Genomic DNA, 24,366 nt, shown 5'->3' on the forward strand with positions numbered 1-24,366 from the left:
ATTGCTGGGCCACCCTTTATTTCAAAGCTGGTATAATTACCGCCTGTATCGTAGCCCTAATTTTGTGTCAAATATTTTTAAAAATGGAAACACGAATTAAAATCGACAAAGTATCACCCGCCGGATACAAAGCTATTCTTGGTCTGGAAGGATTTATTGAAAGCACCCCTCTCTCAAAAAAACATAAAGACCTCATCAAAATCAGGGCCTCACAAATAAACGGATGCGCTTTTTGCATTGACATGCACACTAAAGATGCCCGCAAAGCAGGTGAAACAGAACAACGCATTTATGCCCTTAATGCCTGGCGGGATACGCCATTCTTTTCGGAAGAAGAACGGGCGATATTGGCATTGACAGAAGAAGTTACTTTGATCAGTAACCATGTAAAAGACGAAACCTATCAACAGGCGGCCAAAGTACTGGAAGAAACCTACCTGGCACAGGTGATCCTGGCAATTATTACTATTAATGCATGGAACAGGATTGGGATTACCACCAATCTGATACCTGCATAGTTTTAGCAGATAAAGCAAAGCGTCGCCTTAAGTGGAAAATGTTTTTTAAACATCTTCCACTTTTTAGTGCTACCGGAAATCATTTATAATTATAAAGCTTGATCCGCTGTATCCCATATTCGCCCGCAGGGATCCGCAAATGTCTTCCCTGGTGATCTTCATCGCCATTTAAACGGCGTCCGGGCTGCCATTTTCCGTCAACAAATACACCTTCGTCTACCTGTAAGATACCTGCACGCTCCCCATCTTTGATTGGTTTAAAGCTGATGACCAAACCTGTTCCGCCTACATAAAACTCATTGTTAGTTAAAGCGATGATAATACCACCTGTTAACGGCCAGTTTGCGTCCTTAGCTTTTGGCGACCAGCCCAAGGTTAAATCGTGCGCAACCGTCAGGACATAATCACCCAGTTGCAGGCGTACCGTATCCGCATCCTTACTTAACAACACGCCCTCCATAGTTCCCTTGCGTTTTGCCTTGCTGATCTCTCCCGATAACTGCTGAATGATCTTGTATGATTGGCTAAGTGGTTCGCCTGCCGTTTTATTATCTGTTTCGATAGAAAAAGGAGAAAAGCCGAGCGCCTTGTAATGGCCAATGGCATAAAGAGCCTTAGCATCCACCCCATCCTCAAAACGATGCTCGGGGATAAACAATGCATTATCCGGCCGGGTATAGTGGTCATTCCAGTACTTAAAGTTAGGGTTATAAAAATCGGGAGATAGCAGGTCAAGATCCGGCGCTGCGGCTTTCCAGATATCAATTAAATGCGGCAGCGGGCCCGCAGAAGGATATTGCCCGGGCTTTTTGCCCGGGGCATTAAGGGCAGCGTTCACATACATTGGGAGCGGGTAAATGGCCTTGCCTGCTTTAGCCACAGCGTTGGCATATTCGGCAAAATACCAGGCCATAAACAGTTCGTCGGTAGCCAGGCTTTTACCAAAAACTGCTTCCCAGTTGCCTGAAGTTTTATTTCCACCCTCCTGCCATATTTTTTGCATCTCGGGCACAAGCCCGGCTTTGTGTGAACTTAAATAAGAAATAAGCTTTGCAGGAACCGGCTGATTGAAAGCTTCGCCCGCCAGCGTTGAATGATCACGGGCATCGGGCAACATCCCTATTTCGTTTTCAACCTGTACCATTATCACGGTGTGAAACTTGCTATCAGTTTCTTTAACATGCCGCATTAACGAACTAAATGCTTTGATATCGGCCAACGAAGCATCTTTGGAGAACGGTGTAATGATCTCTTCAGGCCCACCCGTACTGTTTGCCACACGCGGAAAACGCTTTTGATCAGTTTTAACCCAACCCGGAGCATAACAGCTCATGCTATTTTTCCAGGTGCCAAACCAAAGCAGCACCAGTTTCATGTGATACTGCCGGGCACTTTTTACCAGGTCATCAATTAGTGTAAAATTAAACCTGCCCTCCTGCGGTTCCAGTAACTCCCAATAAACCGGCGCTATCACCGTATTCAGGTGCATTTTTTGCAGCTTGGGCCAAATCGGGTTCATGTATGCCATGCTTGAGGCACTTGAGTTTCCGAGTTCGCCGCCTGTTATTAAATACGGAGCCCCATCCACCAACAGCTCGGCATTACTGCCGTAATATTGGATATGAGGTATTGCTTGTACTGTAGTTTGTGCCTTAAGTTTAAAGGTGATCAAACAGCACAAAACAAATATTAATAGGCGTGGCTTCATTTTATTTTGATTACGCTGATATAAGAAGAAACCTTACTGTTACTTATGCGCATATGCCCACGCCAAAGCTTTCAGCATGGTAACAGGCTTGCCCGATAAATGGGTAACATCGTCAATAATGATATGCTTAAAAACAAGGTTTTCATAATGCCGGCTATCCAATAACGCCGTCAGTTGTTTGTTAGGTTCAACCTGGCCTGGTGTTTCCAACGCGCCTACTTCCATAAAAACATTTACGGGCAGGTTTTTATGTTTGGCAGCGTATTGCTTTTCAGTTGCAAATACCGCTCCGTTAGCATAACCCAATGCCGGGCTGCCTATCAGGATATTTTTAAATAGTGTTGGCTTTGTAAACAAGGTATAAGTTGCAAACAAGCCCCCCATCGAATATCCATACAGCGTACGGTTTGTGGGATCGGATTTTAAGCTTGCATCTACCGATGGGATCAATTCCTTTTCAATAAAATCAAGGAATACCGGTGCTCCGCCGCTTTCGGCCGCATTTGGGTTTACAACTGGTGTAAAATCCCGGTTGCGTTTGTTACCGGGGGTACCAATCAGGCCACCATCGCCAATAGCTACCAATATGGGTTCGGGGATATGATATTCGGCCATTAATAGTCCTAAATACTCAAGCGATGGTGAAAAGTCATTATCACCATCAACCACGTACAATACCGGAAATTTCCGTTTGGCGGTATCATACCCCGCCGGGTAATGAATATAAATATCATAGTCATTCCCCGCCAGCTTAGAGTGCATTTGCCGGTGCTCGGAGTGGGGGATAGTCACTAACTTGGCCTGCTGGGCGAAACCAGGCATACCCGGCAAGTTAAAGCACAGCAGTACCAGGGTTAAAATTTTAAGGATTTTCATATCGGTGAGGTTTACAAAAACGGATCGATCAGCTTGATAGAACCATCGGCATTATGCTGTAGTTCGGTTACCTTCACGTTGCGCAGGTGTGTTTTGCCCGATAATTGGGTGTCATGATAAAATATGTACCATTTGCCTTTTATCTCAATGATGGAATGGTGGGTTGTCCAACCCTGTACCGGTTTCATAAACACGCCTTTATAAGTGAATGGCCCCAGCGGGCTGCTGCCTATCGCATAGCAAAGCAAATGGGTATCGCCGGTTGAATAGGTGAAGTAATATTTACCGTTGTATTTATGCATCCATGAGCCCTCAAAAAAGCGGCGGTCATGATCTTTGGTCAATAACGGTTTGCCCAGGCTATCTACAATAACGGCGTCTTTTACTGCACCATCAAAAGTTTTCATATTCGGTTTAAGCAGGGCTACCTTACAGCTTATGGCCGGGGCATCTTCCTGTTTCGAGTCGGTTTTTGAACCATCGGCTTCATATTTCCCGGTCATCCAGCGCTGAAGCTGACCACCCCAGATCCCGCCGAAATACATATAGGTTTTACCATCGCTATCAGTAAATACAGCAGGGTCGATACTGTAACTGCCTGCTATTGGCTCAGGTTCGGCCTTGAATGGGCCAACCGGACTGGCAGAAGTTGCTACGCCGATATGGAACACATCTTTCTTGTCTTTCACCGGGAAATACAGGTAATAAGTACCGTCTTTAAACGCTGCATCCGGAGCCCAAAGCTGCCGGCCCGCCCATGGGATATCCTTAATATTAAGTGCCACACCATTATCCGTAACCTTACCGCCAATGCTATCCATCGACAGGATGTGATAATCCTTCATGGCAAAATGGTCGCCGTTGTCATTTTCGGGGATCCCGGCGTTGATATCATGCGAGGGATAGATATAAATTTTACCGTTGAATACATGGGCTGAAGGATCGGCCGTATAAATAGAACTAATCAACGGCTCAGAAAGGTATTTTACTTTCTTCCCGGTATCTGCTTTTGTGCTGTCGGCAGCATCGGCTGTTTTCTTAGCTGACGAATTACATGCACTCAAAATGCACAAGGGTGCAAAAAGCGTGAGGACTAATTTTGCTGTGGTAAACTGCTTGGTCATTAGCGTTTGGTTTATGGTGATGATTAATTGGTCATGTAATTATTGCCCCCGATACCCGGCACATAATAAAATTTCATGCTTTTATAGTAGTTAAGCGGATACTGCGGTTTTGGATAGGCAGCTCCTATGGGCATTTTTGAAAACGTTTGGAAATATAAAACACAGGCATCCCGCCAGGTTGTAGCCTCATTGAGCTGAACCTGCATCAGTTGCTTTACTTCGGTGAAACGCTCCGCGTCAATCTTGCCCTGCATTTTACCCCAGGTTAAGCTCATTTGTTTAACAGAATCGGCCCCCATGTAATAATGATGAACCAGTTCATCCCACAATGATCTGCCTGATCGCATTTTGTAGGTCCAGCTTAAATGATGGAACCACAGCAGGTATTCATCGGGGCAGGTTTGCAGGTTTCCCCAATAGGCTTTAACCTCGGGTGCATATTGTGACAATGCGTTACTGCCCGTACCTGTACGGTCAAAGCCTATCCCCGCCGAATCTGCCCTATGATAATAAGTAGCATTCCAATCCGGGCGACCGGCATTATCAGTCCACGGGCCGGGGCCATAATGGGTTGATACGCCCATAATATGGTGCAGCCCGAGCGGGGTCATATAATCAACCGTATTTTCTCTTGATTGCAGCATAAACTTTTTTACTGGCGACACAAACCCTGCATCATTGGTAAAGGTCATTTTGAGCCAGTCGGCGGCAATTACTGCCGGGGATTGATCCGGGTTCCAGGCCATACGGCCGAAGGCATACCAGTTGGCCTGCGCAAAAGGGTGCCCGCACCAGTTTAAATCAGTACCGATATTAGCTACACCCGCCATGCCGGTTATTAGTTTTTTGTTAAAATCACCTTTGATTACCCGTGCAACTGCTGAGCCTTTCCCCTGTGTATAGGTATCCGATTGCAGGCATTCGGCAAACAATGGCGCTTCATAAACTAAATGTGTTGAAAAACCAAGGTATTCCTGTGTCAGTTGAAATTCCATCATCAGCGGGGTATTGGGCATAGCTCCAAACAATGGGTGAAATGGTTCCCTCGGCTGAAAATCAATCGGGCCGTTTTTAACCTGGATGATCACATTATCCTTAAACTTTCCGTCAAAAGGTTTAAACTCGTTATAGGCTTGCTTAAAGCGGTCGTCGGGTACTTTATTATCATAAACAAAGGCCCGCCACATCACTATGCCATGATGCGGGGCTAAAGCATCGGCCAGCATATTGGCACCATCGGCGTGGGTACGGCCATAACTTTGCGGACCAGGCTGCCCTTCTGAATTAGCCTTCACCAAAAATCCCCCGAAATCAGGGATGTAGCGGTAAATTTCATCGGCTTTATCGGCCCACCATTTTTTCACAGCAGGATCGAGCGGATCGGCAGTTTTTAAGCCGCCCAGCTCAACCGGGCTGCTGAATTTTACCGACAGGTAGATCCTGATGCCATACCTTCTGAAAACATTGGCCAAAGCCTGCACTTTTAATAAATATGAAGGCGAAAGGATCAGCGCGTCGGCATTTACATTATTGACAACCGAACCATTGATACCTATCGAAGCATTGGCCCGGGCATAGTCAATATAGCGCTGATCAACAATACCAGGGAGCTTGTGCCAGTTCCAGATAGATGAGCCCGCATACCCCCGCTCAATTGTGCGGTTCAGGTTATCCCAATGATCCAATACCCTGTACATGATACGTGGATGATCGGCAAGATCCAGTTTATTAATAGGTTGGTTAGTTTGTATGAGCTTTAAAAAATTAAAAACGCCATACATCACCCCTGCATCGGTGTTAGCGGCAATGACAATGCATTTTTTTTGATTGATCAGAGCAGTTTTGATAAGATACCCTTCACTCCCTAAACTATCAGGAACAATTGTCGAAAACGCATTTAATGTTCGCGGCGTGCCGATTATAATGGTTTGCCCGCCCGTTATGTTTTTAGTATCGGTTGGTTTTAATGCCAGCATGCCATCCAGTCCGGTTAAAAGCTCGGCCTTTGCCGCTTTAAGCTGGTCTGATTGTGCCGGAAAGATCATGTACTGCAACTGTTGCCTGTAAGCCGCTGCCAATGGACTATTGGTTATCTTATTATATTCAAGCCATAACTTATAGCCATTATCCGCATAAACGTTGTTTATCGCCGCAAAGAAAAGCAGCGCCGGCAAACACATGTTCTTTATTGAATATTTAGCCATAGCGTTATTAGTTCAGCTTTATAAATCACTAAGGCGATTTATAAAAAACACAATTGATCTGTTGAAAAGTTCATGAATGAAACAGGCTAAGATCCTGCCTCATTTAGTACGGTTTATAAAATCTTTAATCTTATGCAATCGATTGCAAGATATAAACTTTCATGACATTTAGCAATAGGAATTTAATTATTGACTCCTTATTTAAGCAACTATTTAGATTTGGAAAACCGCATTTAAAATCTCCCCATTTTATTATAGCTATTACTAATCGTACAGTGCCCGCTTAATCCCCATCTCCAACCCACGTAACTCGGCCAGGCCTTTAAGCCTGCCGATCACGGAATAACCGGGATAGGTATTATAATTAAAATCATCAAGCAACTTATGCCCGTGGTCTGGTCGCATAGGGATAGCGATATCACTCCGACCTGCATTTTTGCGGGCTACCTGTTCGTTAATAATGGCCTTCATCACGGCATACATATCAACACTTCCTGCTAAGTGATCGGCTTCATAAAAACTACCATCCTGCTGGCGGGCCACATTGCGCAGGTGCAGGAAATGGATCTTATTGCCTAATTGAGCTATAATTTGAGAAATATCATTTTTCCCCGATGCCCCTAATGAGCCTGTACAAAGTGTTATACCGTTAGCAATTGAAGGATAGCTGTTTACGATATCAGTTAAATCATCCAGGGATGAGGCTACACGGGGCAGCCCCAAAATAGGAAACGGCGGATCATCCGGATGGATACACATTTTAATACCCAGCTTTTCGGCATAGGGAATGATCGCCCTTAAAAAGTAAAACAGGTTTTCTTTTAATGTATTAGCATCTACCTCACTGTATTTATGGAGATGTTCTTTGAATTGGGCAATGGTAAAAACCTCATCTGTACCGGGTAAGCCGGCCAATATTGTATTGGTTAACAGTGTTCTATCATCATCGTTCAGCCCTTCGAGGTAAAGCTTTGCAGCAATTTGTTGGTCGGTACTAAATTCGTCAAAAGCGTTCTCCCGCTCTAAAATATATAGGTCGAAAGCAGCTAAAGCAGGGGCATTATAAAGCAACGCCGAAGCGCCGTTTGCTAAACGATGATCAAGATGCGTGCGGGTCCAGTCCAACACGGGCATAAAGTTATAACACACAGTAAAGATCCCTTCATGCGTTAAATTTTGCAGCGTTTGGATGTAGTTATCAATGTATTGGTCACGCCTTGCACTACCGGTTTTAATACTTTCATGAATATTCACGCTTTCCACAACAGCCCAGTTAAAACCTGCATTTTCAATCACGGCCTTCCGTTGCCTGATCTCTTCCCGGCTCCAAACATCACCGCAGGGGATCTGATGAAGTGCGGTAACTATCCCGCTTACCCCGGTTTGTTTTATTGCACTTAAAGTTACCGGGTCGCCGGGGCCAAACCACCTGAAGGTTTGTTCTAAATCTGGTACCATACTATTTAAACGGAATTTATCAACGCGATAAATTTATGCAACCGATTGCATAAATTTCAATAACTTGTTAATATTTTTATACTTTTATCCGTTAAACAATTTTGTAACTGCTATCATTAAGCCAGCAACATCGTTTAAGTACTTTAAAGCAATTATATGCCGGGCAGCGAAAAAGAGATAACTATATATGACATTGCCGAAAAACTACAGGTTTCGGCAGCTACGGTTAGCCGCGCGCTTAAAGATCATCCGAGGGTTAATAAAAACACCAAAAAGAAGATCGTTAAAGCCGCCGAAGAAATGGGTTATCGCTCCAATTCATTCGCCAGCAATTTACGCAGCAAAAACAGCAATATCATTGGCGTGATCGTTCCGCGGCTCAACAGCAGTTTCATGTCGGATGTTATTGCGGGCATCGAAAAAGTTGTGAACGATAATAATTATAACCTCATCATCAGCCAGTCGTTAGAGACAATGAAGAAGGAGATCAGCAATGCCAAAGCTATGCTGAATAACCGGGTTGACGGACTGCTGGTTTCATTGGCTTATGACACCACCGACATCGAGCATTTTGAACCTTTTATAAAGCGCAATATCCCGGTGCTGTTCTTCGACAGGATCATTGAACATGCGCATTACCCGCAGATCTATATCGATAATTTCAAGGCTGCCTACGAGGTAACCAACCACCTGCTTCAGCAAGGCTGCAAAAGGATAGTTCATATTAGCGGCAACCAATTACGCAATGTTTACGCGGAGCGCCTTCGCGGGTATAAGCAAGCGCTCGAAGCACATCATATTAAATTTGATGGGCAGCTGGTGATCATCAATGATCTGAGTGCTAAGGAATCTGCCGCGGCGGCCGAAGCTATTTTAAAAATGGACCCGTTGCCCGACGGCATATTTACAGTTAACGATGTGAGTGCCGTAAGCTGCATCCAGGTGCTGAAAAAAGCAGGTATTAAAATCCCCGAACAAATAGCCATAGCCGGTTTTAACAATGACCCGGCAGCCTGCGTAATTGAGCCAAACCTCACTACCGTAAATTATAAAGGATATGAAATGGGCGAAGTTGCCGCAAACATGCTTATCAACCATTTAGCCAACCGGCAGGACCTGCAACAAACGCATAGCCTTATCCTCAGATCGGAATTGATAGTACGCGAATCATCTTCCAGAAAAAAATAACATTTTTTAAACTCCATGAACTCAAAAACCAAACTTGCTATTGTAACCGGGGGTGCCTCGGGCCTTGGACTTGCCACCACAAAAAAATTCACCGAACAAGGCATTAGAACCATCATCATTGGCCGGGACGAAGCAAAGCTGATCGCGGCAGCACAGCAGTTTGGGGAGCTTTGCAGTTATAAACAATACGACCTGAGCGATACAACCGGTATCCCTCAATTGATAGCAGAGATTGAAGCCCAATTTGGCGTTCCTGATATTTTGGTTAATAATGCCGGTATCAACCACAAAAAAGCTTTTACCGATGTAACCGACGATGAGTTTTCAAGGGTGATCCAAACCAACCTGACTTCGGTATTTGCCATAAGCCGCGAGATGGTAAAAAGCATGTTAAAAGCAGGCGGAGGTAATATTGTTAACATCAGTTCGATGGCGGCGCAATACGGGATTCCTTACGTTATTGCTTACACCGCATCCAAAACTGCTATTGAGGGCATGACAAGGGCTATGGCTACCGAGCTTTCGCCGCAGGGTATCCGGGTTAACTGCGTTGCCCCTGGTTTTATAGCTACAGATATGTCGGCAAAGGCGCTGGATAACGATCCATCCCGCAAGCAAAAGGTAATGGGCCGCACCCCGATGGGTAAATTAGGCGAGCCCGCCGATGTAGCCGAAGCCGTTTATTATTTAGCTACCGACAGCGCCAAATATGTAACCGGGGTTATTTTGCAGGTTGATGGGGGAAATTCGATAGGGTTTTAGATACGATAATTCAAACGTCATGTTGAATTTATTTCAACATCTCACTCGCTAAGCCATATGCTAAGTAAATCGCCTACCTTTCTTGTGGGGTACTGAAACAAGTTACCCATGACATAATAAATAAAGAATGTTCTTGTCAGCAGGTAAGCTTCGGGTGAAAGCGGGCAGAACAATGATGGCCTTGAGCGCAGGAAAGGGCATAGCAAGTTTTTGCAGAAGCATTGGAAGAGTGCGAGCGCAGCAGGGCAAAATAATTGCAGCCCGTGGTTCTGCCCGTTTTGCAGGGCAAAGGCCTTTGCGCAAAGAAGCCTATCTGCTGACTTGACTTTTTGGATACTTTTGTGTCAAGACAAAAGTATCTGGCCCCGCGCGGCCAAGAGCGCGACGATGTAAGTCAATAGAACAAAGATCGTTACCTCCCTGTCGGGGATTGCTTCGTGCCTCGCAATGACGTGGTGAAGATGTCATTTCACCTTCAGAATCCAACGGATTTATACACTCGGGATGACGCGCTGATAAATCACTTCCCTCCTTCCTTCCCATAATGCATCAGTTTATTGGCCCAGGCAATAAAGTATTTTACGTTTGGGGCATCGGTATGGCCGCCGTCGTGTTGCCGCCAAGCCAGCTCGCCATCAAGCAAACCGGTATTAACCGGTGGCATTTTTTCAGTTTTGTAATCGTTTGAGACACCGATATCTTTTGCACCAAGCAGTTTAAATACAGAGCCGGCGGCTACAGTTGCCATATAGCTTCCCTGCTGATCAAGCCATTTTGCATCGCCCTGCTCGGGGATGCCGTAGCTTATAAAAGTGAAGCGCGGGGCACACAAGGCAATCAGCTCATGTGCATCTACCGGAATGTCTTTCGCCGTTTTGGCACCGAACGTAGCTTCCGATGCGCCATACTTCATAAAGTTACCGGCCATCCAGTAATATTCGCCGCCGGTAAGGCTTTCAACCGCCTCGCCAAAATTACGGCGGTGCAGTTTAGCTCCCCCTTCTCCCGAAGAACCGATCAATCCCATGGCAAACCTTGGCTCAAAGGCCAGTGTTACCAATGCGGCCTTTCCATAACGGGAAACACCTTCAATGCCTACATGTTTAGCATCAACTGAGGTTTCTGTTTCTAAATAATCCAATGCCCGTGCTGCTCCCCACGACCAGGCGCGTAAAGCCCCCCAGTCTTCGGGTTTGCGTGGCTGGCCTTTGTTTACCAAACCAATGATCCCTTTGGTCAACCCTTCACCGTTGTCAGCCTGTATCGAGGAAGGGTCTATCAACACATAACCCCAGCCGTTGGCTATTAATTGCGTGGCAGTCGGCGGGTCACCTTTTGCCACCTGGAAACCACCCGGCCCAAAAGGGGATTGTTCAGGAATGGGGTTATAGGCAGGATATTGTTCAAAAATGGTCTTTAACTCCGGGTGCTCTTTTACAAGCAGTTCCTTTAATGCCGTATTGACTTTTTCAACATCTGCAGGTGAAGGTTGGGCTGGCGCGGGCAAAGCGCTACGGCCAAACATCATCAATACAGGTACTGGGCCTTTGGCATTTGCGGGCACTACTAAGGTCATTTCAATATTCACATTGATAAGTGGGTAAGCCGAATTATCAACATGGCCTATCAGCTGTTTGGCAATCACCGGGAAAAAGCCGACGCGCTCCTTATCAGTTACTTTAACCGTCCAGGTTACTTTGGGTACATTAGCCGGGATGCGGCCATAAACCTCGCGCTCCATATCCTCCACAATTTCGGGGCGGCGCTGTTTCCACCACATTTCGGCAGTAGTTACCTTTTTGCCGTTCTTTAGTGTAAGCGCATCCGGTAAATCGGGGTAAGGATTAGCCAAGGCCTCATCATAATTGGCATGGTTAGGGGCCGATTCATCACCGCTGGGGCCATTACGCAAGGTTTTGATCCCTAACTGTTTCATCATATTCTGATGATCCTGATCGGCAGTAAAATTTACCGGAGCGGCGTTTTGCGCTTTTGCCGTTACAGCACACGCGAGTAGAAAAAAGAATACAGTAGTTTTCATTCTCCTGGATTTAGGTTATGGTTTATTGTTGTTAAGTCGATGCACTAAGTCGGAAGTCATAAGTCCGATTTTTTTCTTTTCGACGATACTTAGAACTCATGACTTCGGGCTAAAGACGATGCGTCAATTACTGTTGACACAAAACTATGGTTTATCGGTTTGGAAAGGTGATGCCGGCAAACCTTCTTTATTATACAGATTTGCACCCTCCGGGTTATCAGCCCAGGCATATCTCACATAAAGCGGTGCAGTGATCTTATCATTCCAAACCAGCAGCTTATCCCCCTTAATGACAGCCTTTGCCCAAACAAACTTTTTATCAGCACCGGCTATTGCAAATTGCGACAGTTCATCGCCACCCTCAGCAACAAGCCCTGAGCCTATGTTTTTAAAAGTAACTTCGATTTTATTCCCGTCAACCTTAGCCGATTGATAGATCGGGCCGGATGGCACCACATTTACATCACCATAAGCAACATATTCAGCAGCCCGGGCAAGTCGCTCCCCTACAGTTTTTTTATTTAGGGGATGGATATCGTTCCATTCGCCGGCCTCAAGCGTAACCGCCATGCCTGTATTGGGGACTTCAAGGGCACTTAGCTGCCCGTTGCGCAATTGGGCCAGGCTGCTTTCTGTAGGCGAATACTGCACCTCGTTAAAGTTTGGAAGCTGGGCGTAAATAAAAGGAGTATTACCCTGCTGCCAGCTGTTGCGCCAGTCGGCAATAAGGGCCTTTAGCAGCTTACCATATTCAAACGCCCGGGAAGTATTACTTTCGCCCTGGTACCAAACCATCCCTTTAATGGTGTAATTAATAACAGGAGCCACCATGGTATTGTAAAGGCCGGTCGGCTCATTTTGGGCCGAAAATTCAGGTTTTAACCTGACCGGTTCAAACACCTGCCCTACCTTGTATTGCCAGTCGCCCCGGAGATCGATAGTATCACCGGCTATTGCCAGGTAGTACTTTTTATCGGGTACAAAACCACCTTTACCCGATGTATTGGTAACCCGTACCACAATAATGTTTTTGCCCGGCTTTAATAAACCGGCGGGCACTGTATAACGCCTTGGCGGGTATTGATAAATAATGTTCCCAACCTGCCTGCCGTTAACATAGGTTTGATCGGCATCTACTATCCTGCCTAAAAAAAGTTTGGCCGCTTTACCCTGTACCGATGCAGGCATAGTAATTTCTTTCCTGAACCATACTACCCCATTCAGACCTTTTACGCCCTGATCGGCCCAGTAGCCGGGCAGCCAGAAATGGTGCCAGTTATGCGGCAGATAAGTGGTATCATACCATGGTTTGGCCTTATTTAAACCTTTATCTGCATCAAGCGGTTCCGCTGGCTCCGGGTGCTTTTTCAACACGCTATCCATAAAAGCAGTATTGCTAAATTGAGCAATGCGGTTATGGTACGATTGGATGTCCTTTAATCCATCGCTGCTGATCCAGGCCTCGATAGGCGTACCGCCCACACTTGAGTTGATGATGCCTATAGGCACATGATATTTTTGATAAAGCTGTTTAGCGAAAAACCAGGATGCAGCGCCAAAACCCAAAACAGTTGCAGAATCGGCTTTAACCCATTTGCCGGGTAACAGGTCCGGATGCTGCTTGGTAACATCGGCCTCAGTTTTCACAAAAAAATCCCTGATCTGCGGGTAATTGGCATTGGCAATTTCGTCTGGATACCTTTCCTTTACCCGCTCCATGGGCAAAACCATGTTCGACTGGCCCGAGCAAAACCATACATCGCCAATTAAAATATCGCGGAGAGTGATATGATTATTACCGGTGATTTCCATAGTATATGGCCCCCCGGCTTTCATTGGTTGAAGGGTTATTTTCCATGAACCGCTTTGATCAGTAACAGTACGGTATGCTTTATGCTGAAAATTAACAACGATCTTTTCTCCGGCATCAGCCCAGCCCCAGATCTTTACTTTGGCGTCGCGCTGTAATACCATGCCATCGGCAACTAATTGCGGCAGGCGTACTGCCCCATAGCACGGTAATATAAAGCAGGTATACAGCGCGACAAGTAATAGCTTCACTGACCTCATAACTCCGAAAGTTTTGTTGATGGTTTATTTCACTAAGTAACAAATAAAAAAAGATTTGTGCAATCGATTGCACAAATCTTTTTTTATTTAATTATTCAATGTTTAGTTCTGTATAAAGTATGCGTCTTCCACGTAACTGCATTGGTCAGCAAATGATCATAAATGTGCTGACAGCCTGTATTTCAGTATCAATGATTATTTTTTTGTTTAAAATCGCATTCATCAAAACCCGCAGATGGCAAAAACAAGAAATAACAAACCAGAACAAAAGATCTCGTTTAAGGAGCGCCTGTCTGCATTAAGCAACCTTCCGGGATTTTTCAGGCTGGTATGGCAAAGTAGCCCGCGCAAAACAACCATGAGCTTTCTGTTGCGCATTGTGCGTTCGGCCATGCCGGTAGCGTTGTTGTATGTGGGCAAGCTGATCATTGACCAGGTAGTACTGCTAAACCGACATGGAGGGGACCAACATGAGTTATGGAAACTGGTTATTATCGAATTTCTGCTGGCTGTGGCAACCGACGGATTAAACCGGATGATCAGCCTGATGGACAATTTGCTCGGTGACCTTTTTGCTAACTACACCTCGATGCGCATTATGCGACATGCGGCCACGCTTGATCTTGAACAATTTGAGGATTCCGTGTTTTATGATAAACTGGAACGGGCAAGGCAGCAAACTGTTGGCCGTACGGTACTTTTATCGCAGGTGATGAGCCAGATCCAGGATTTTATATCCATGGCGTTCCTGCTTACCGGCTTGCTGACTTTAAATCCCTGGCTAATTCTGTTATTGCTCATATCTATTATCCCTTCTTTTATGGGCGAATCCTATTTTAACAGCCAGAATTATGCGCTCAGCAGGAGTCAAACACCCGAAAGAAGAGAGCTCGACTATGTACGTTATCTTGGCGCAAGCGATGAAACAGCCAAAGAGGTCAAGATCTTCGGCTTATCTGATTTTATCATTAACCGCTTTAAAACATTATCAGATAAATTTTATGCCGATAACAGTAAATTGGCTGTGCGGCGCTCTGCCTGGGGTACCTTCTTTTCTGTTTTAGGCAGCGCAGGCTATTATGCGGCTTATGGTTTTATAATTTATCAAACGGTAACAGGCAAATCTTCCGTCGGTACACTAACCTTCCTGGCCGGTTCATTCCGACAGCTTAGCAGCTTGATGGAAAATTCGCTGAACCGCTTTACATCCGTTTCACAGGGTGCTATCTATCTTAATGATTTCCATGAGTTTTTTGAGATCAAACCTAATATCAAAGTTGCTGCCTCTCCTTTGCCATTTCCAAACCCGATAAAGCAGGGATTCACATTTGAGGATGTTGGTTTTAAATACCACAATGCCGAATCATGGGCCAACAGGCACCTGAACTTTACCCTGCATCCCGGCGAAAAGATTGCGCTGGTTGGCGAGAACGGTGCTGGCAAAACTACGCTTGTTAAACTATTGGCCCGTTTATACGACCCTACGGAGGGGCGCATCCTGCTGGATGGTGCTGATCTGAGAGATTATGATATTGCCGGTCTCCGGTTAAACCTGGGCATCATTTTCCAGGATTACATCCGTTACCAGATGAGTTTTTCGCAGAACATTGCCGTAGGAAATATCGATGAACTGGCCAATACCGAACTGATTCGTAAGGCCGCCCATGAAAGCCTTGCAGATGCACTCGCAGCCAAACTGCCATTAGGCTATGAGCAATGGCTGGGCAGGCGGTTTAACGAAGGGGTTGAATTATCTGGCGGGGAATGGCAGAAAGTGGCGCTGGCAAGGGCTTATATGAAAGATGCCCAGGTGCTTATCCTTGACGAGCCTACAGCAGCGCTTGATGCACGGGCAGAATACGAGGTTTTTCAACGTTTCGCGTCTTTGACACACGGAAAATCAGCCGTACTTATTTCACACCGTTTTTCAACAGCACGCCTGGCCGACCGTATCATTGTACTGGAAAAAGGCAAGATCCTTGAATCGGGCACACACCAGGAGCTAATGGCCAACAACGGCCGTTACGCCGAACTATTTAGCTTGCAGGCAGCAGGGTATCAGTAAGAGATACATAAGCAAATTAACTGTTGATCTTGAAGAAGATATGATGCATCTCTATCTTGTCATGCAGAGTAGGTAAAATCCAAGAACTTTGAAGGGAAAAATGACATTTGCCCCTTTGTCATGCTCAGGCACGGAGCATCTTCTTCGCTCTGTATAGCCATAGCCGTTAACTTAAAAGAGTAATTTGGCGTAGGCCTTTTAAAATCCCCTCTCGAGAGGGGGAGCGATGGAAGAAGCGGGAGCAGGGGTGTGTTATACAAGCGATAAGCCGCGCGCAGACTAACACACCCCTCCACCCCTCTCAAGAGGGGAATCACACAGCCCCATGCTTTTTAGGAGTTTTTAACCCCTTAAGTTAACGGCTATGCCTGTATATGTTGAAGAAGATCCTTCGTACCTCAGGATGACAGTTTTTTGTAAATTATACCATCGTACGCATAGGCATCTATCTATGACTTCTTTTGCCCGCTTAGCTTAGCAACAACCAGGTTGCCCACCTTGTTACCCTGAATAATACCATTATCAATAGCATCCATAAAATGGATCCCACCCCAAAATCGTGAAATAGCGGCTTCTTTGGCAGCCTGTGTAAACGAGTTATAATGTCTTGGTGGTATGCCAAAATTTACTTCCACATTATCGGTATATTTAAAATTATCTCCCAGGTAGTGCGTAAGAATAACCGCCGCAGTTGCCGAAACTACCGAATGCCCGCTGATATACTCTGGAAAGGGCGGGGTTTGCAACAGAGGTTTCCAATGGGGATCGATATATTTACGGATAGCAGTTTCGGGCCTGATACGGTTGGTTCGATATTTATCTTCCCAGCAGCAAATAAAACCATCAAGCAAACCAATGGCTACAGCAGTATTTACCTGTACCGTTTTGGAGAACCCTATTTTGGCTTGTTTACAGGCAATGGCTGTTATTCCCATCCAATGAGCTCCCGGCGAGATCTTTTTAAGGCCAAAAAGCATATGCCCGTCATTTTGAACTGCAAAAGGGTTACAATCCCAGAAATTTGCAATATCCTTTTCCTCCTGTTTTAGCCCATTGCCACTTTTAGCATAGCTCATTTGCAGGAATTTGTAAAAAGTTGAGCTTTTATCAGTTGAAAAAGGAATAGGTGCCTCAGGAACAAATTGCGCAGCCGAATCAAGCGTCATCGGCCGTATGGTATTAAAATAAGGTTCAACCGGCAACATATAAGCAGGAGGTGTAAGGTCCCAGCTGCCCGGTGTTTGTTTAAGCTTATAACGTGGATAATTGTTTATTTTGCGGTAACCATCAGCCTTGGCGTAAGCCAGTATTTGCTTACTTATTGTTTTGGCATAACTTTTTGAACTATCAATTACCTCGCTGCTAAAGCCAATATTTTTGCACGAATCAATAAAAGATGCCTCATATCCTGTCATCAAAGTACCTGATGGCAGCAGCTTGGCGGATGTTTCAAACATGGCCAGCAATGCGCTCAGCTGATAATTATAGTCGGTATTTTGCCTGGAATGCTTGATATCGGGATATTGGTTCAATACGCCACGCATACTGCTGATGTGTTTGTCGTTTTCGGCAACTACTTCGTATCCGGCGAGGCAGGCATAGGTAAAAAAACGGGCGGCCAATGGCGGATTGGTAACATCATGGATCATTACGCTGGTCATGTGGCCAACAACCTTACTCACATCCTCATTGCTTAGTTCGGGTTGCTTTTTGTGGCTGCAGCTTGTAATTACAAATAAACTGCAGATAGATATTAGCATTAACAATTTTTTCATTGCCTCTTATTATTGCTTGTATGCTTTTAGTTTGCCTTTATCAAGGGCAAAAAGTAAAGTGTTATTTAATTGAAGTACACTCCTTACATCGCCCCTGATGTTAAAGCCGGATTGCATTTGGTTTATATATTGGTAACTACCTTTACCATCTCCTTTAAGCAGTACACCGTAATTAGCATCATATTTACCAAAGCGGATGCGGGCTTTATTGATGTTGCCGCAAAGCAAGAGATCATCTTTGCCATCATGATCATAATCAAGCGTGGTAATAGTGAAAACCGGCGAATATTGAGCCTGCAAAGGCAATGCAGCTTGCTTCAGATGCCCCTGGGTGTTACTGATAAACAAGACGGTTGCAAGCTCATTGGCTGTCAGCTTTTTCGCGCCTTTCAATTCTTCAGGGGTAAAGATCTTGTCCATTGTAACATCGGCATAGCTTTTATAGTCAGGGAACCGGCCACGCATAACACTTAACTGGTCAAGCAATTCATCGCGACTTACAAAAGGATAGCTTTTATGTTGAATATAGAAGCAAAGCATCGGGTCAACAGAGCCGTTATCGTCAAAATCTTTGTAAAACATTTCGGCCGGTTCTGCATCACTTGCTTTGCATTGAGTATTTAAACCGATGTTCCCGGCAATAATATCGGGATGACCGTCATGGTTAATGTCGCTCACCTGCAAACAGTTCCACCAACCGGCATATTTTTTATCAAAATATTTAGTTGTTGCATCCGCAAGCTTATTGCCATTGTTTTCAAAAACGGTGATCGGCATCCATTCGCCAACAACAATCAGGTCAGGCTTTTTGTCGCCGTTCATATCTACCCAGGCGGCATCAGTTACCATACCTATATTTTTGATCGACGGATTATATTTTGCCGTTTCATCTGTAAAATGCCCTTTGCCATCATTAATCAAAATATAGCTTTCGGGTGCTTCAGGATATTGGCCGGGTACTACCCTGCCGCCAACAAAAAGGTCAGGAAAACCATCCCCATTGATATCGGTTGCTTTTACACAGCTTTTACTGCTGATCATTTTAGGTAAAGCATTGGTTGCCTTACTAAAATTCCCTTTACCATCATTAAGATACAACCGGTCCTGCAGCAGCACATCATCCGGTTTGTAATCGGCATAACCGCCGGAGCATACGTACAGGTCAGGCTTACCATCGCCATTGGCATCAAAAAACAATGCTGCGGCATCGGTACTATTCTTATCGGCATCAAAAGCAGCAACGGCTTTGCTTATAAACTTGCCATCCTTTTGCTGCAGGTATAACATACCGGCTTTACCATCATGCCCACCGGCATAAATATCTTCAAGTCCATCGCCATTTACATCGCCTTTAGTTAGGATGGAACCCGAAAACGATATGGAGTTTACCATTAAGGGCTGCCGCTTAAAATCATTTGTGGCGTTATCAGTTTCGCGGGCTGCTATCGGGGCAGATATTTCTTTAAATATCGGGCTGATTTGTTTTTGTACCGGCCCCATGCCCGACGCATCCTTTTCATTCAGGACAAGTTGTTTATCGCCCTTTACTTTTTGAAGTATCTGTGATTTACCGCTTTGCCAGGTGATCCTTAAGGAATCAACCTGTTTATCTTTCCCAAGGCCGAAATGCAGTATAGTTGACATGGATGACTGATAACCCCGGTTCGGCATTTGCTCCAGGTATTGTATTTTGCCGCCCGAGTAAATGCTGACCTTAGCACCAACCCCTTGTGTATTAGCCCCGCTGCCATTTAATTTTATGGATAAATAATGATTGTCATTTTGTTTAGCAGCCTGATTTTCATAAACAAATGCAGGCTGGTTGATATTGTTCACCACCAGGTCAAGATCGCCGTCATTATCCAGATCGACGTATGCTGCACCGTTACTGTTTGATGGCAGCGTTATACCCCACTGTGCACTTGTATTTGTAAAGGTTGCATTACCGTTATTTTTAAACAGGTAACTTTTCATTTGTGATGATGGCATCTGGTTTACAATATCCAGGAGGTCCTGCCGCATCACGCGCCTGTCTTTCAGGTTATCGCCCATAAACTTTAAAAAGTCCATATTGGTATAATCGCGGGTATAGCCGTTACTTACAAACAGGTCTTTCCAGCCATCGTTATCGTAATCGGCGAATAATGGCGACCAGCTCCAATCCGTATTAGAAACACCGGCTAACTGCCCTATCTCACTGAACGAATTGTTGCCATTGTTGATCTGCAGCATGTTACGCATATACTGGTAATAAAACCCAACCCGCAGGTTAAGGTCAAAAGCCTCGTAATTATCAACGCCAAATAACAGTTTTTGCCGTTTATTATCCTCCGGAAGCATATCCAGGGTATAAATATCCGGTTTGCCATCATTGTTGATATCAGCTACATCATTCCCCATGGAGTAAAACGAGGTATGACCAATCTGCTTCTGAAGTTCATCGGTAAAAGCACCTTTGCCATTGTTGATATACAACCTGTCGGGAATGCTGTAATCATTTGATACATAAATATCCGGCCAGCCATCACCATTAATATCGGCAACACCGGCTGCAAGGCCGTATGATAGTGATGTATTAATGATACCGGCAGCACCGGTAACATCAACAAAATGGTTATTATCATTCCGCAGCAGCCTGATCCCCGATTCGTTATCTTTTTTGGCAGTCATCTCTTTAACAAATGCATCATCAAGAATGCTGATCCGCGCCGGGTTGTGATTAACTAACAACAGGTCGAGGTCGCCATCCCTGTCATAATCAAAAAAGTATGCCTGTGTGCTGAATGATGGGAAATCAAGGCCGTAGTCGGCCGTCATATCTTTAAATACGGGTACGCCGGCGGCATTGTTTCCCTGGTTTATAAACAGCTGGTTAACCCGCTTTTCGGCCCTTATTTTACCCGAATAGCATATATATATATCCAGTTTACCATCGCCGTTAACATCGGCCATTGTAACACCCGTTTTCCAGGGACCGGGCCTGCCAGCTACTCCGGCATCAACAGTAATATCCTTAAACTGCATACTGCCTTGGTTCAGGTACAGTTTATTATCGGTCATATTGCCGGTAAAATAAAGGTCCTGCAAACCATCGCCGTTTAAATCACCAACAGCAACGCCACCGCCATTATAAAAATATTCATACATCAGCACATTGGTGTTCAACCCTTCGGTTAAGTTATTGGCAAAATCAATGTGAGTTTGCTCCGGCTGCAATAGTTTAAATAAGGGTTGTTGGGAGCTGGCTGAGGGCTTGCGATTACATCCTGCTGATAGCATAAAAATGCATAACGCAGGGAACATCGAAAACGAGCGTTCTTTTCGCTTTTTAAGCGGTAGAGGGCACCGGAATATCTTCATTTGGTTTATCGTGGTTGCGATAAATGGGCATCGCAAATTTGATGTCAATATAACAATTATTCTGCATGGAAAATATGTTTAGAAAAATCGCTTTTAAGAAACTTTACAGCGCACCTTTACAGGTTAATTTTGATATGTGAAACGCATTTGAAACCCGTTACCGGCTAATATGGTATTGCTTGCTGATGCTATCATAGGTAGCCAAATGAGCATTGGCATTACCCTGTTTATCAACAAAGGTTTCGCCCCAGCTAAAGGGCTCCCAAATAAAAGTACCTTTAGTTTTATTGCCGGGCAATGAAAAGGCAATGTCATTTACTTCGCGTTTGCGCTGCGAATATTCAACCACTATAACATCCTGTTTATACCGGGTGTTAAGGTCTGTGAGGTTATTTTTCAAGCTATCTGGCGTACCATGCCATTCGGGATAATATGATTCGCCAATAATGTCAAAAGTTATGCCTCGTTTAATCATGTTATCAACAAAATACCTCGATTCGGTATTTTGGCCGCCGCAGGCAATGTGGATCATAACCCTGATCTTGCTGCTTACTTCTTTTACCGCGCCTATTCCGGCTTTCAGGAAACCGGCCAGTGTATCCAGATTTTTAACCCTGCCATCGGGCCATAAAATACCGTGATTAATTTCGTTACCTACCTGCACCATATCGGGCAAAGTACCTTGCTTTTTCAGGGCCAGCAGGGTAAGCCGCGTAAATGCTGTTATAGAATCCTGGAGTTGCTGGTTATTAAGCTTTTTCCATGCGGCAGGCTTATGCTGTTTGGCAGGATCGGCCCAGTTATCGCTGTAATGAAAATCAAGCAGAAAACCCATACCCGCCTCTTTAATACGTAAAGCCATCTTTTTAGTATCATCCAGGCCACAATACCCTTTTGCCGAATAACCGCTATCGGCCCCTGGGTTGTTAAAAATGCGGAGCCTTACATAATTAAAGCCATGATCTTTTAAAATAGTGAAAGCATCTTTGCTCACACCATTATCATAAAATTTGCGCCCCTCTGCTTCAAGCTGGGGGATAAAGGAAATATCTGCGCCCATGATCTGTTTAAATTTAACCGGAGCATTTAGGGCCGGAGAAAGCTTATAAGCCGATAAGATACCGATGCTTACCAGGGCGATTGCGATCAATACCAGTTTTCTTGTTGTCATGTTAATGTTTATAGGTTTGCGTTGCAACCAAATTTACATAGTATATTTAATCATAGCCTTGTAAAGCTTGCCGAAATTAATCTACATCAACAAAATTCATCTGCACAATATTTAATTTCATGTCGTAAAAGGAATTACCATTAAGTTGAATGGTATTAAATAAAACGCATTATGGATTTTGCAGCATATCAACAGCTATTTTTCGATATTTTAAACAACCCCAATCCGCCGGCTCCTTATGATAACCCGGATTATTTAAATTATACAAAACTTAACTGGTCGCGCCAGCAGCGGTGGCTAAAGGTTGGCGTATTGAACCCGGATTTGACAACCGCGATTGAAAAGATCAATAAACCACAAACCTGGACAGTTATTACCGAAGCCTGGTGCGGCGATGCTTCGCACACCATACCCTTCCTGCACCGCCTTTCGGAGCTTAACCCGCTCATTAAAGTTGACTACCAGCTACGGGATTCGCCGCCCTTTTTGATTGAGCGTTACCTTACCAACGGTACCCGCTCAATTCCGAAGATCATTATTACAGATGAAAACAACCAAGATCTTGGAGTTTGGGGGCCCAGGCCTGCCGAATGCCAGCGGCTTTATCTGCAAATGGTTAAAGACCATGTGGAAATGAGTGAAAAAAAGATAGTGCTCCAAAAATGGTACAACGAGGACAAAGGCGAAAGTTTTCAGTTGGAGTTTTTGACAATTATAAGCCAGACTTTGCCTGCAGGCAATTAAATTATCCACAAATATCTTTAGCAACAAAAAAGCTAAACTATAGGGTTCGGTTAATAATAATATGGTTAAATGTCCGTTTCTTGTATTATTATAAACCAACCTTATCCTTATGAATCACAAGTTCTCAATCCCTGCAATTCTTTTCTTTTTATTTCTGTTTGTATTTCAAGCCAATGCCCAGTCTGCCAAACAAGGCGAGTTCTTAGTTAAAGGAACAATCAAAGGCGTAAGTTCCGGCGTTATTCATCTATTATCAAATGGAGCAGTAGCTACCGATAGCGCAGTTATTACAAATGGGCAATTTGTAATGCGTGGTAAAATTGGGCAGCCAGAGCAAAAGCCGTTTTTTATTACTCCGGGCAACTGGGCTTTTCGCGCTATCATTGAAAACGGCGACATCACCCTTGAAATAGATACTACCGGGGCCCAGCACCAATACGTCAAGAATTCCGATTATCCTCTTATATGGGAGATCAAAGAAAGCGGTTCAAAGGTTGCAGATGCTTACAACCAGTTTAAAAATGAAAGCGGACAGACAGCCAACATCGCCATTCTCCGAAAACTAAAAGGGCCTAATAGCGGATATGATGAAGCTACCGCAAATAAAAAGGCCGATTCCATTAGCACAGTTCTCATAACCAAACAGAAAGCGTGGATAGAAAATTACATCAACAAATATCCTGAATCCTTTGCCGGCGTTTTTATTTACAGTCAGTTTTGCGAGCTATTTAGTCAGCTTTATAATTCGACTCCTCCTGATTTGGCAAATATTCTTGAAAAATTTTCAGGACCAGCAAAAGAATCTGATTATTATAAAGCGCTGGCAGCTGAAGCCGCGATTGTAAAAAACACGCAATTAAATAACATCGCGCCCGATTTCACCTTACTAAAAAGAGATAAAACAAAGTTTACGCTTTCTGCCACCAAAGGTAAGGTTACGATGATTGATTTTTGGGCAAGTTGGTGCGTACCATGCCGAAATGCCATACCTAACTGGAAAAAAGTATATGCAAAATACCATCAAAAAGGGTTGGAAATTGTGAGTGTAGCCAATGATAAAAATTGGAAGGATTGGATAACGGCGCTTGACAAAGAGAAAATGCCCTGGATACAAGTTATTGACGAATTTGTATCAACAGATAAGGGTTCAAAATCAAAGGCGCTTGATATGTATAGCACCCATTATATCCCTTTTTATGTTTTATTAGATAGAGAGGGAAAAATACTGATGACTTCGGGCAATGAAGATGCCTTGACGGAAAAGATAGCGGAACTTTTACAGTAATATCTACAATACCTATA

16 protein-coding genes are annotated in these 24,366 nt (G+C 44.5%); 6 read left to right on the plus strand and 10 right to left on the minus strand.

What is annotated here, in order from left to right; all coding sequences use genetic code 11:
* Positions 1–83: 83 nt before the first annotated feature.
* Positions 84–518 carry a carboxymuconolactone decarboxylase family protein gene (locus tag MTO98_RS31150; protein ID WP_243483201.1) on the plus strand — a complete coding sequence of 145 codons (435 nt, stop codon included), beginning with the start codon at positions 84–86 and terminating at the stop codon, positions 516–518.
* 79 nt (positions 519–597) lie between these two features.
* On the opposite strand, the gene MTO98_RS31155 is transcribed toward MTO98_RS31150, so the two are convergent.
* The 5 genes from MTO98_RS31155 to uxuA form a co-directional block, all read right to left on the minus strand.
* Positions 598–2,226 carry a DUF5597 domain-containing protein gene (locus MTO98_RS31155; protein WP_243483204.1) on the minus strand — a complete coding sequence of 543 codons (1,629 nt, stop codon included), beginning with the start codon at positions 2,224–2,226 and terminating at the stop codon, positions 598–600.
* Positions 2,227–2,265: 39 nt separating this feature from the next.
* Positions 2,266–3,102 (minus strand): alpha/beta hydrolase, encoded by an 837-nt coding sequence (locus MTO98_RS31160; protein ID WP_243483205.1) that lies wholly within the window; start codon positions 3,100–3,102, stop codon positions 2,266–2,268.
* 11 nt (positions 3,103–3,113) lie between these two features.
* Positions 3,114–4,226, minus strand: coding sequence for a glycoside hydrolase family 43 protein (locus tag MTO98_RS31165; RefSeq protein WP_243483207.1), 1,113 nt, complete (start codon positions 4,224–4,226; stop codon positions 3,114–3,116).
* Positions 4,227–4,249: 23 nt separating this feature from the next.
* Positions 4,250–6,430 (minus strand): alpha-glucuronidase family glycosyl hydrolase, encoded by a 2,181-nt coding sequence (locus tag MTO98_RS31170; protein ID WP_243483209.1) that lies wholly within the window; start codon positions 6,428–6,430, stop codon positions 4,250–4,252.
* Between the two features lie 264 nt (positions 6,431–6,694).
* Positions 6,695–7,888: a mannonate dehydratase gene (gene uxuA / locus MTO98_RS31175; protein ID WP_243483211.1), complete on the minus strand. Its 1,194-nt coding sequence runs from the start codon at positions 7,886–7,888 to the stop codon at positions 6,695–6,697.
* A 156-nt stretch (positions 7,889–8,044) separates the two neighbouring features.
* Between uxuA and MTO98_RS31180 the strand changes: the two genes are divergently transcribed.
* Both MTO98_RS31180 and MTO98_RS31185 read left to right on the plus strand, forming a co-directional pair.
* The gene (locus tag MTO98_RS31180) at positions 8,045–9,076 is read left to right on the plus strand and encodes a LacI family DNA-binding transcriptional regulator (RefSeq protein WP_243483213.1); all 1,032 of its coding nucleotides are present in this window, start codon (positions 8,045–8,047) and stop codon (positions 9,074–9,076) included.
* 15 nt (positions 9,077–9,091) lie between these two features.
* Positions 9,092–9,838 carry an SDR family NAD(P)-dependent oxidoreductase gene (locus tag MTO98_RS31185; protein ID WP_243483215.1) on the plus strand — a complete coding sequence of 249 codons (747 nt, stop codon included), beginning with the start codon at positions 9,092–9,094 and terminating at the stop codon, positions 9,836–9,838.
* Positions 9,839–10,358: 520 nt separating this feature from the next.
* On the opposite strand, the gene MTO98_RS31190 is transcribed toward MTO98_RS31185, so the two are convergent.
* Both MTO98_RS31190 and MTO98_RS31195 read right to left on the minus strand, forming a co-directional pair.
* Positions 10,359–11,879, minus strand: a complete 1,521-nt coding sequence (locus MTO98_RS31190) for an acetylxylan esterase (protein WP_243483217.1) — start codon at positions 11,877–11,879, stop codon at positions 10,359–10,361.
* A 144-nt stretch (positions 11,880–12,023) separates the two neighbouring features.
* Positions 12,024–13,949 carry a sialate O-acetylesterase gene (locus MTO98_RS31195; protein WP_243483219.1) on the minus strand — a complete coding sequence of 642 codons (1,926 nt, stop codon included), beginning with the start codon at positions 13,947–13,949 and terminating at the stop codon, positions 12,024–12,026.
* A gap of 235 nt (positions 13,950–14,184) precedes the next feature.
* Here MTO98_RS31195 and MTO98_RS31200 point away from each other — a divergent pair, with 235 nt between their 5' ends.
* Complete coding sequence (locus MTO98_RS31200) at positions 14,185–16,014, plus strand: ABC transporter ATP-binding protein (RefSeq protein ID WP_243483221.1); 1,830 nt, start codon at positions 14,185–14,187, stop codon at positions 16,012–16,014.
* Between the two features lie 449 nt (positions 16,015–16,463).
* Here MTO98_RS31200 and MTO98_RS31205 read toward each other — a convergent pair whose 3' ends face one another.
* The 3 genes from MTO98_RS31205 to MTO98_RS31215 form a co-directional block, all read right to left on the minus strand.
* Positions 16,464–17,789, minus strand: a complete 1,326-nt coding sequence (locus MTO98_RS31205; protein WP_243483224.1) for a vanadium-dependent haloperoxidase — start codon at positions 17,787–17,789, stop codon at positions 16,464–16,466.
* Positions 17,790–17,798: 9 nt separating this feature from the next.
* The gene (locus MTO98_RS31210; RefSeq protein ID WP_243483225.1) at positions 17,799–21,149 is read right to left on the minus strand and encodes a VCBS repeat-containing protein; all 3,351 of its coding nucleotides are present in this window, start codon (positions 21,147–21,149) and stop codon (positions 17,799–17,801) included.
* Between the two features lie 157 nt (positions 21,150–21,306).
* Positions 21,307–22,320 carry a glycosyl hydrolase 53 family protein gene (locus MTO98_RS31215; RefSeq protein ID WP_243483227.1) on the minus strand — a complete coding sequence of 338 codons (1,014 nt, stop codon included), beginning with the start codon at positions 22,318–22,320 and terminating at the stop codon, positions 21,307–21,309.
* Positions 22,321–22,491: 171 nt separating this feature from the next.
* On the opposite strand from MTO98_RS31215, the gene MTO98_RS31220 reads away from it, so the two are divergent.
* Positions 22,492–23,064, plus strand: coding sequence for a thioredoxin family protein (locus MTO98_RS31220; RefSeq protein WP_243483229.1), 573 nt, complete (start codon positions 22,492–22,494; stop codon positions 23,062–23,064).
* 109 nt (positions 23,065–23,173) lie between these two features.
* A complete protein-coding gene (locus MTO98_RS31225; RefSeq protein WP_243483232.1) occupies positions 23,174–24,349 on the plus strand; it encodes a TlpA disulfide reductase family protein in 1,176 nt (391 codons plus the stop codon).
* The last annotated feature ends 17 nt before the right edge of the window (positions 24,350–24,366 follow it).

The sequence above is a fragment of the Mucilaginibacter sp. SMC90 genome, from assembly GCF_022811725.1.
Classification (GTDB): domain Bacteria; phylum Bacteroidota; class Bacteroidia; order Sphingobacteriales; family Sphingobacteriaceae; genus Mucilaginibacter.

Bases quoted from the DNA above. Each gene is read 5' to 3' on its own strand.
- MTO98_RS31160 (WP_243483205.1), bottom strand. From the start codon at position 3,102: ATGAAAATCCTTAAAATTTTAACCCTGGTACTGCTGTGCTTTAACTTG.
- uxuA (WP_243483211.1), bottom strand. From the start codon at position 7,888: ATGGTACCAGATTTAGAACAAACCTTCAGGTGGTTTGGCCCCGGCGAC.
- MTO98_RS31220 (WP_243483229.1), top strand. From the start codon at position 22,492: ATGGATTTTGCAGCATATCAACAGCTATTTTTCGATATTTTAAACAAC.
- MTO98_RS31170 (WP_243483209.1), bottom strand. From the start codon at position 6,430: ATGGCTAAATATTCAATAAAGAACATGTGTTTGCCGGCGCTGCTTTTC.
- MTO98_RS31185 (WP_243483215.1), top strand. From the start codon at position 9,092: ATGAACTCAAAAACCAAACTTGCTATTGTAACCGGGGGTGCCTCGGGC.
- MTO98_RS31165 (WP_243483207.1), bottom strand. From the start codon at position 4,226: ATGACCAAGCAGTTTACCACAGCAAAATTAGTCCTCACGCTTTTTGCA.
- MTO98_RS31200 (WP_243483221.1), top strand. From the start codon at position 14,185: ATGGCAAAAACAAGAAATAACAAACCAGAACAAAAGATCTCGTTTAAG.
- MTO98_RS31205 (WP_243483224.1), bottom strand. From the start codon at position 17,789: ATGAAAAAATTGTTAATGCTAATATCTATCTGCAGTTTATTTGTAATT.
- MTO98_RS31150 (WP_243483201.1), top strand. From the start codon at position 84: ATGGAAACACGAATTAAAATCGACAAAGTATCACCCGCCGGATACAAA.
- MTO98_RS31195 (WP_243483219.1), bottom strand. From the start codon at position 13,949: ATGAGGTCAGTGAAGCTATTACTTGTCGCGCTGTATACCTGCTTTATA.
- MTO98_RS31155 (WP_243483204.1), bottom strand. From the start codon at position 2,226: ATGAAGCCACGCCTATTAATATTTGTTTTGTGCTGTTTGATCACCTTT.
- MTO98_RS31225 (WP_243483232.1), top strand. From the start codon at position 23,174: ATGAATCACAAGTTCTCAATCCCTGCAATTCTTTTCTTTTTATTTCTG.
- MTO98_RS31180 (WP_243483213.1), top strand. From the start codon at position 8,045: ATGCCGGGCAGCGAAAAAGAGATAACTATATATGACATTGCCGAAAAA.
- MTO98_RS31190 (WP_243483217.1), bottom strand. From the start codon at position 11,879: ATGAAAACTACTGTATTCTTTTTTCTACTCGCGTGTGCTGTAACGGCA.
- MTO98_RS31210 (WP_243483225.1), bottom strand. From the start codon at position 21,149: ATGAAGATATTCCGGTGCCCTCTACCGCTTAAAAAGCGAAAAGAACGC.
- MTO98_RS31215 (WP_243483227.1), bottom strand. From the start codon at position 22,320: ATGACAACAAGAAAACTGGTATTGATCGCAATCGCCCTGGTAAGCATC.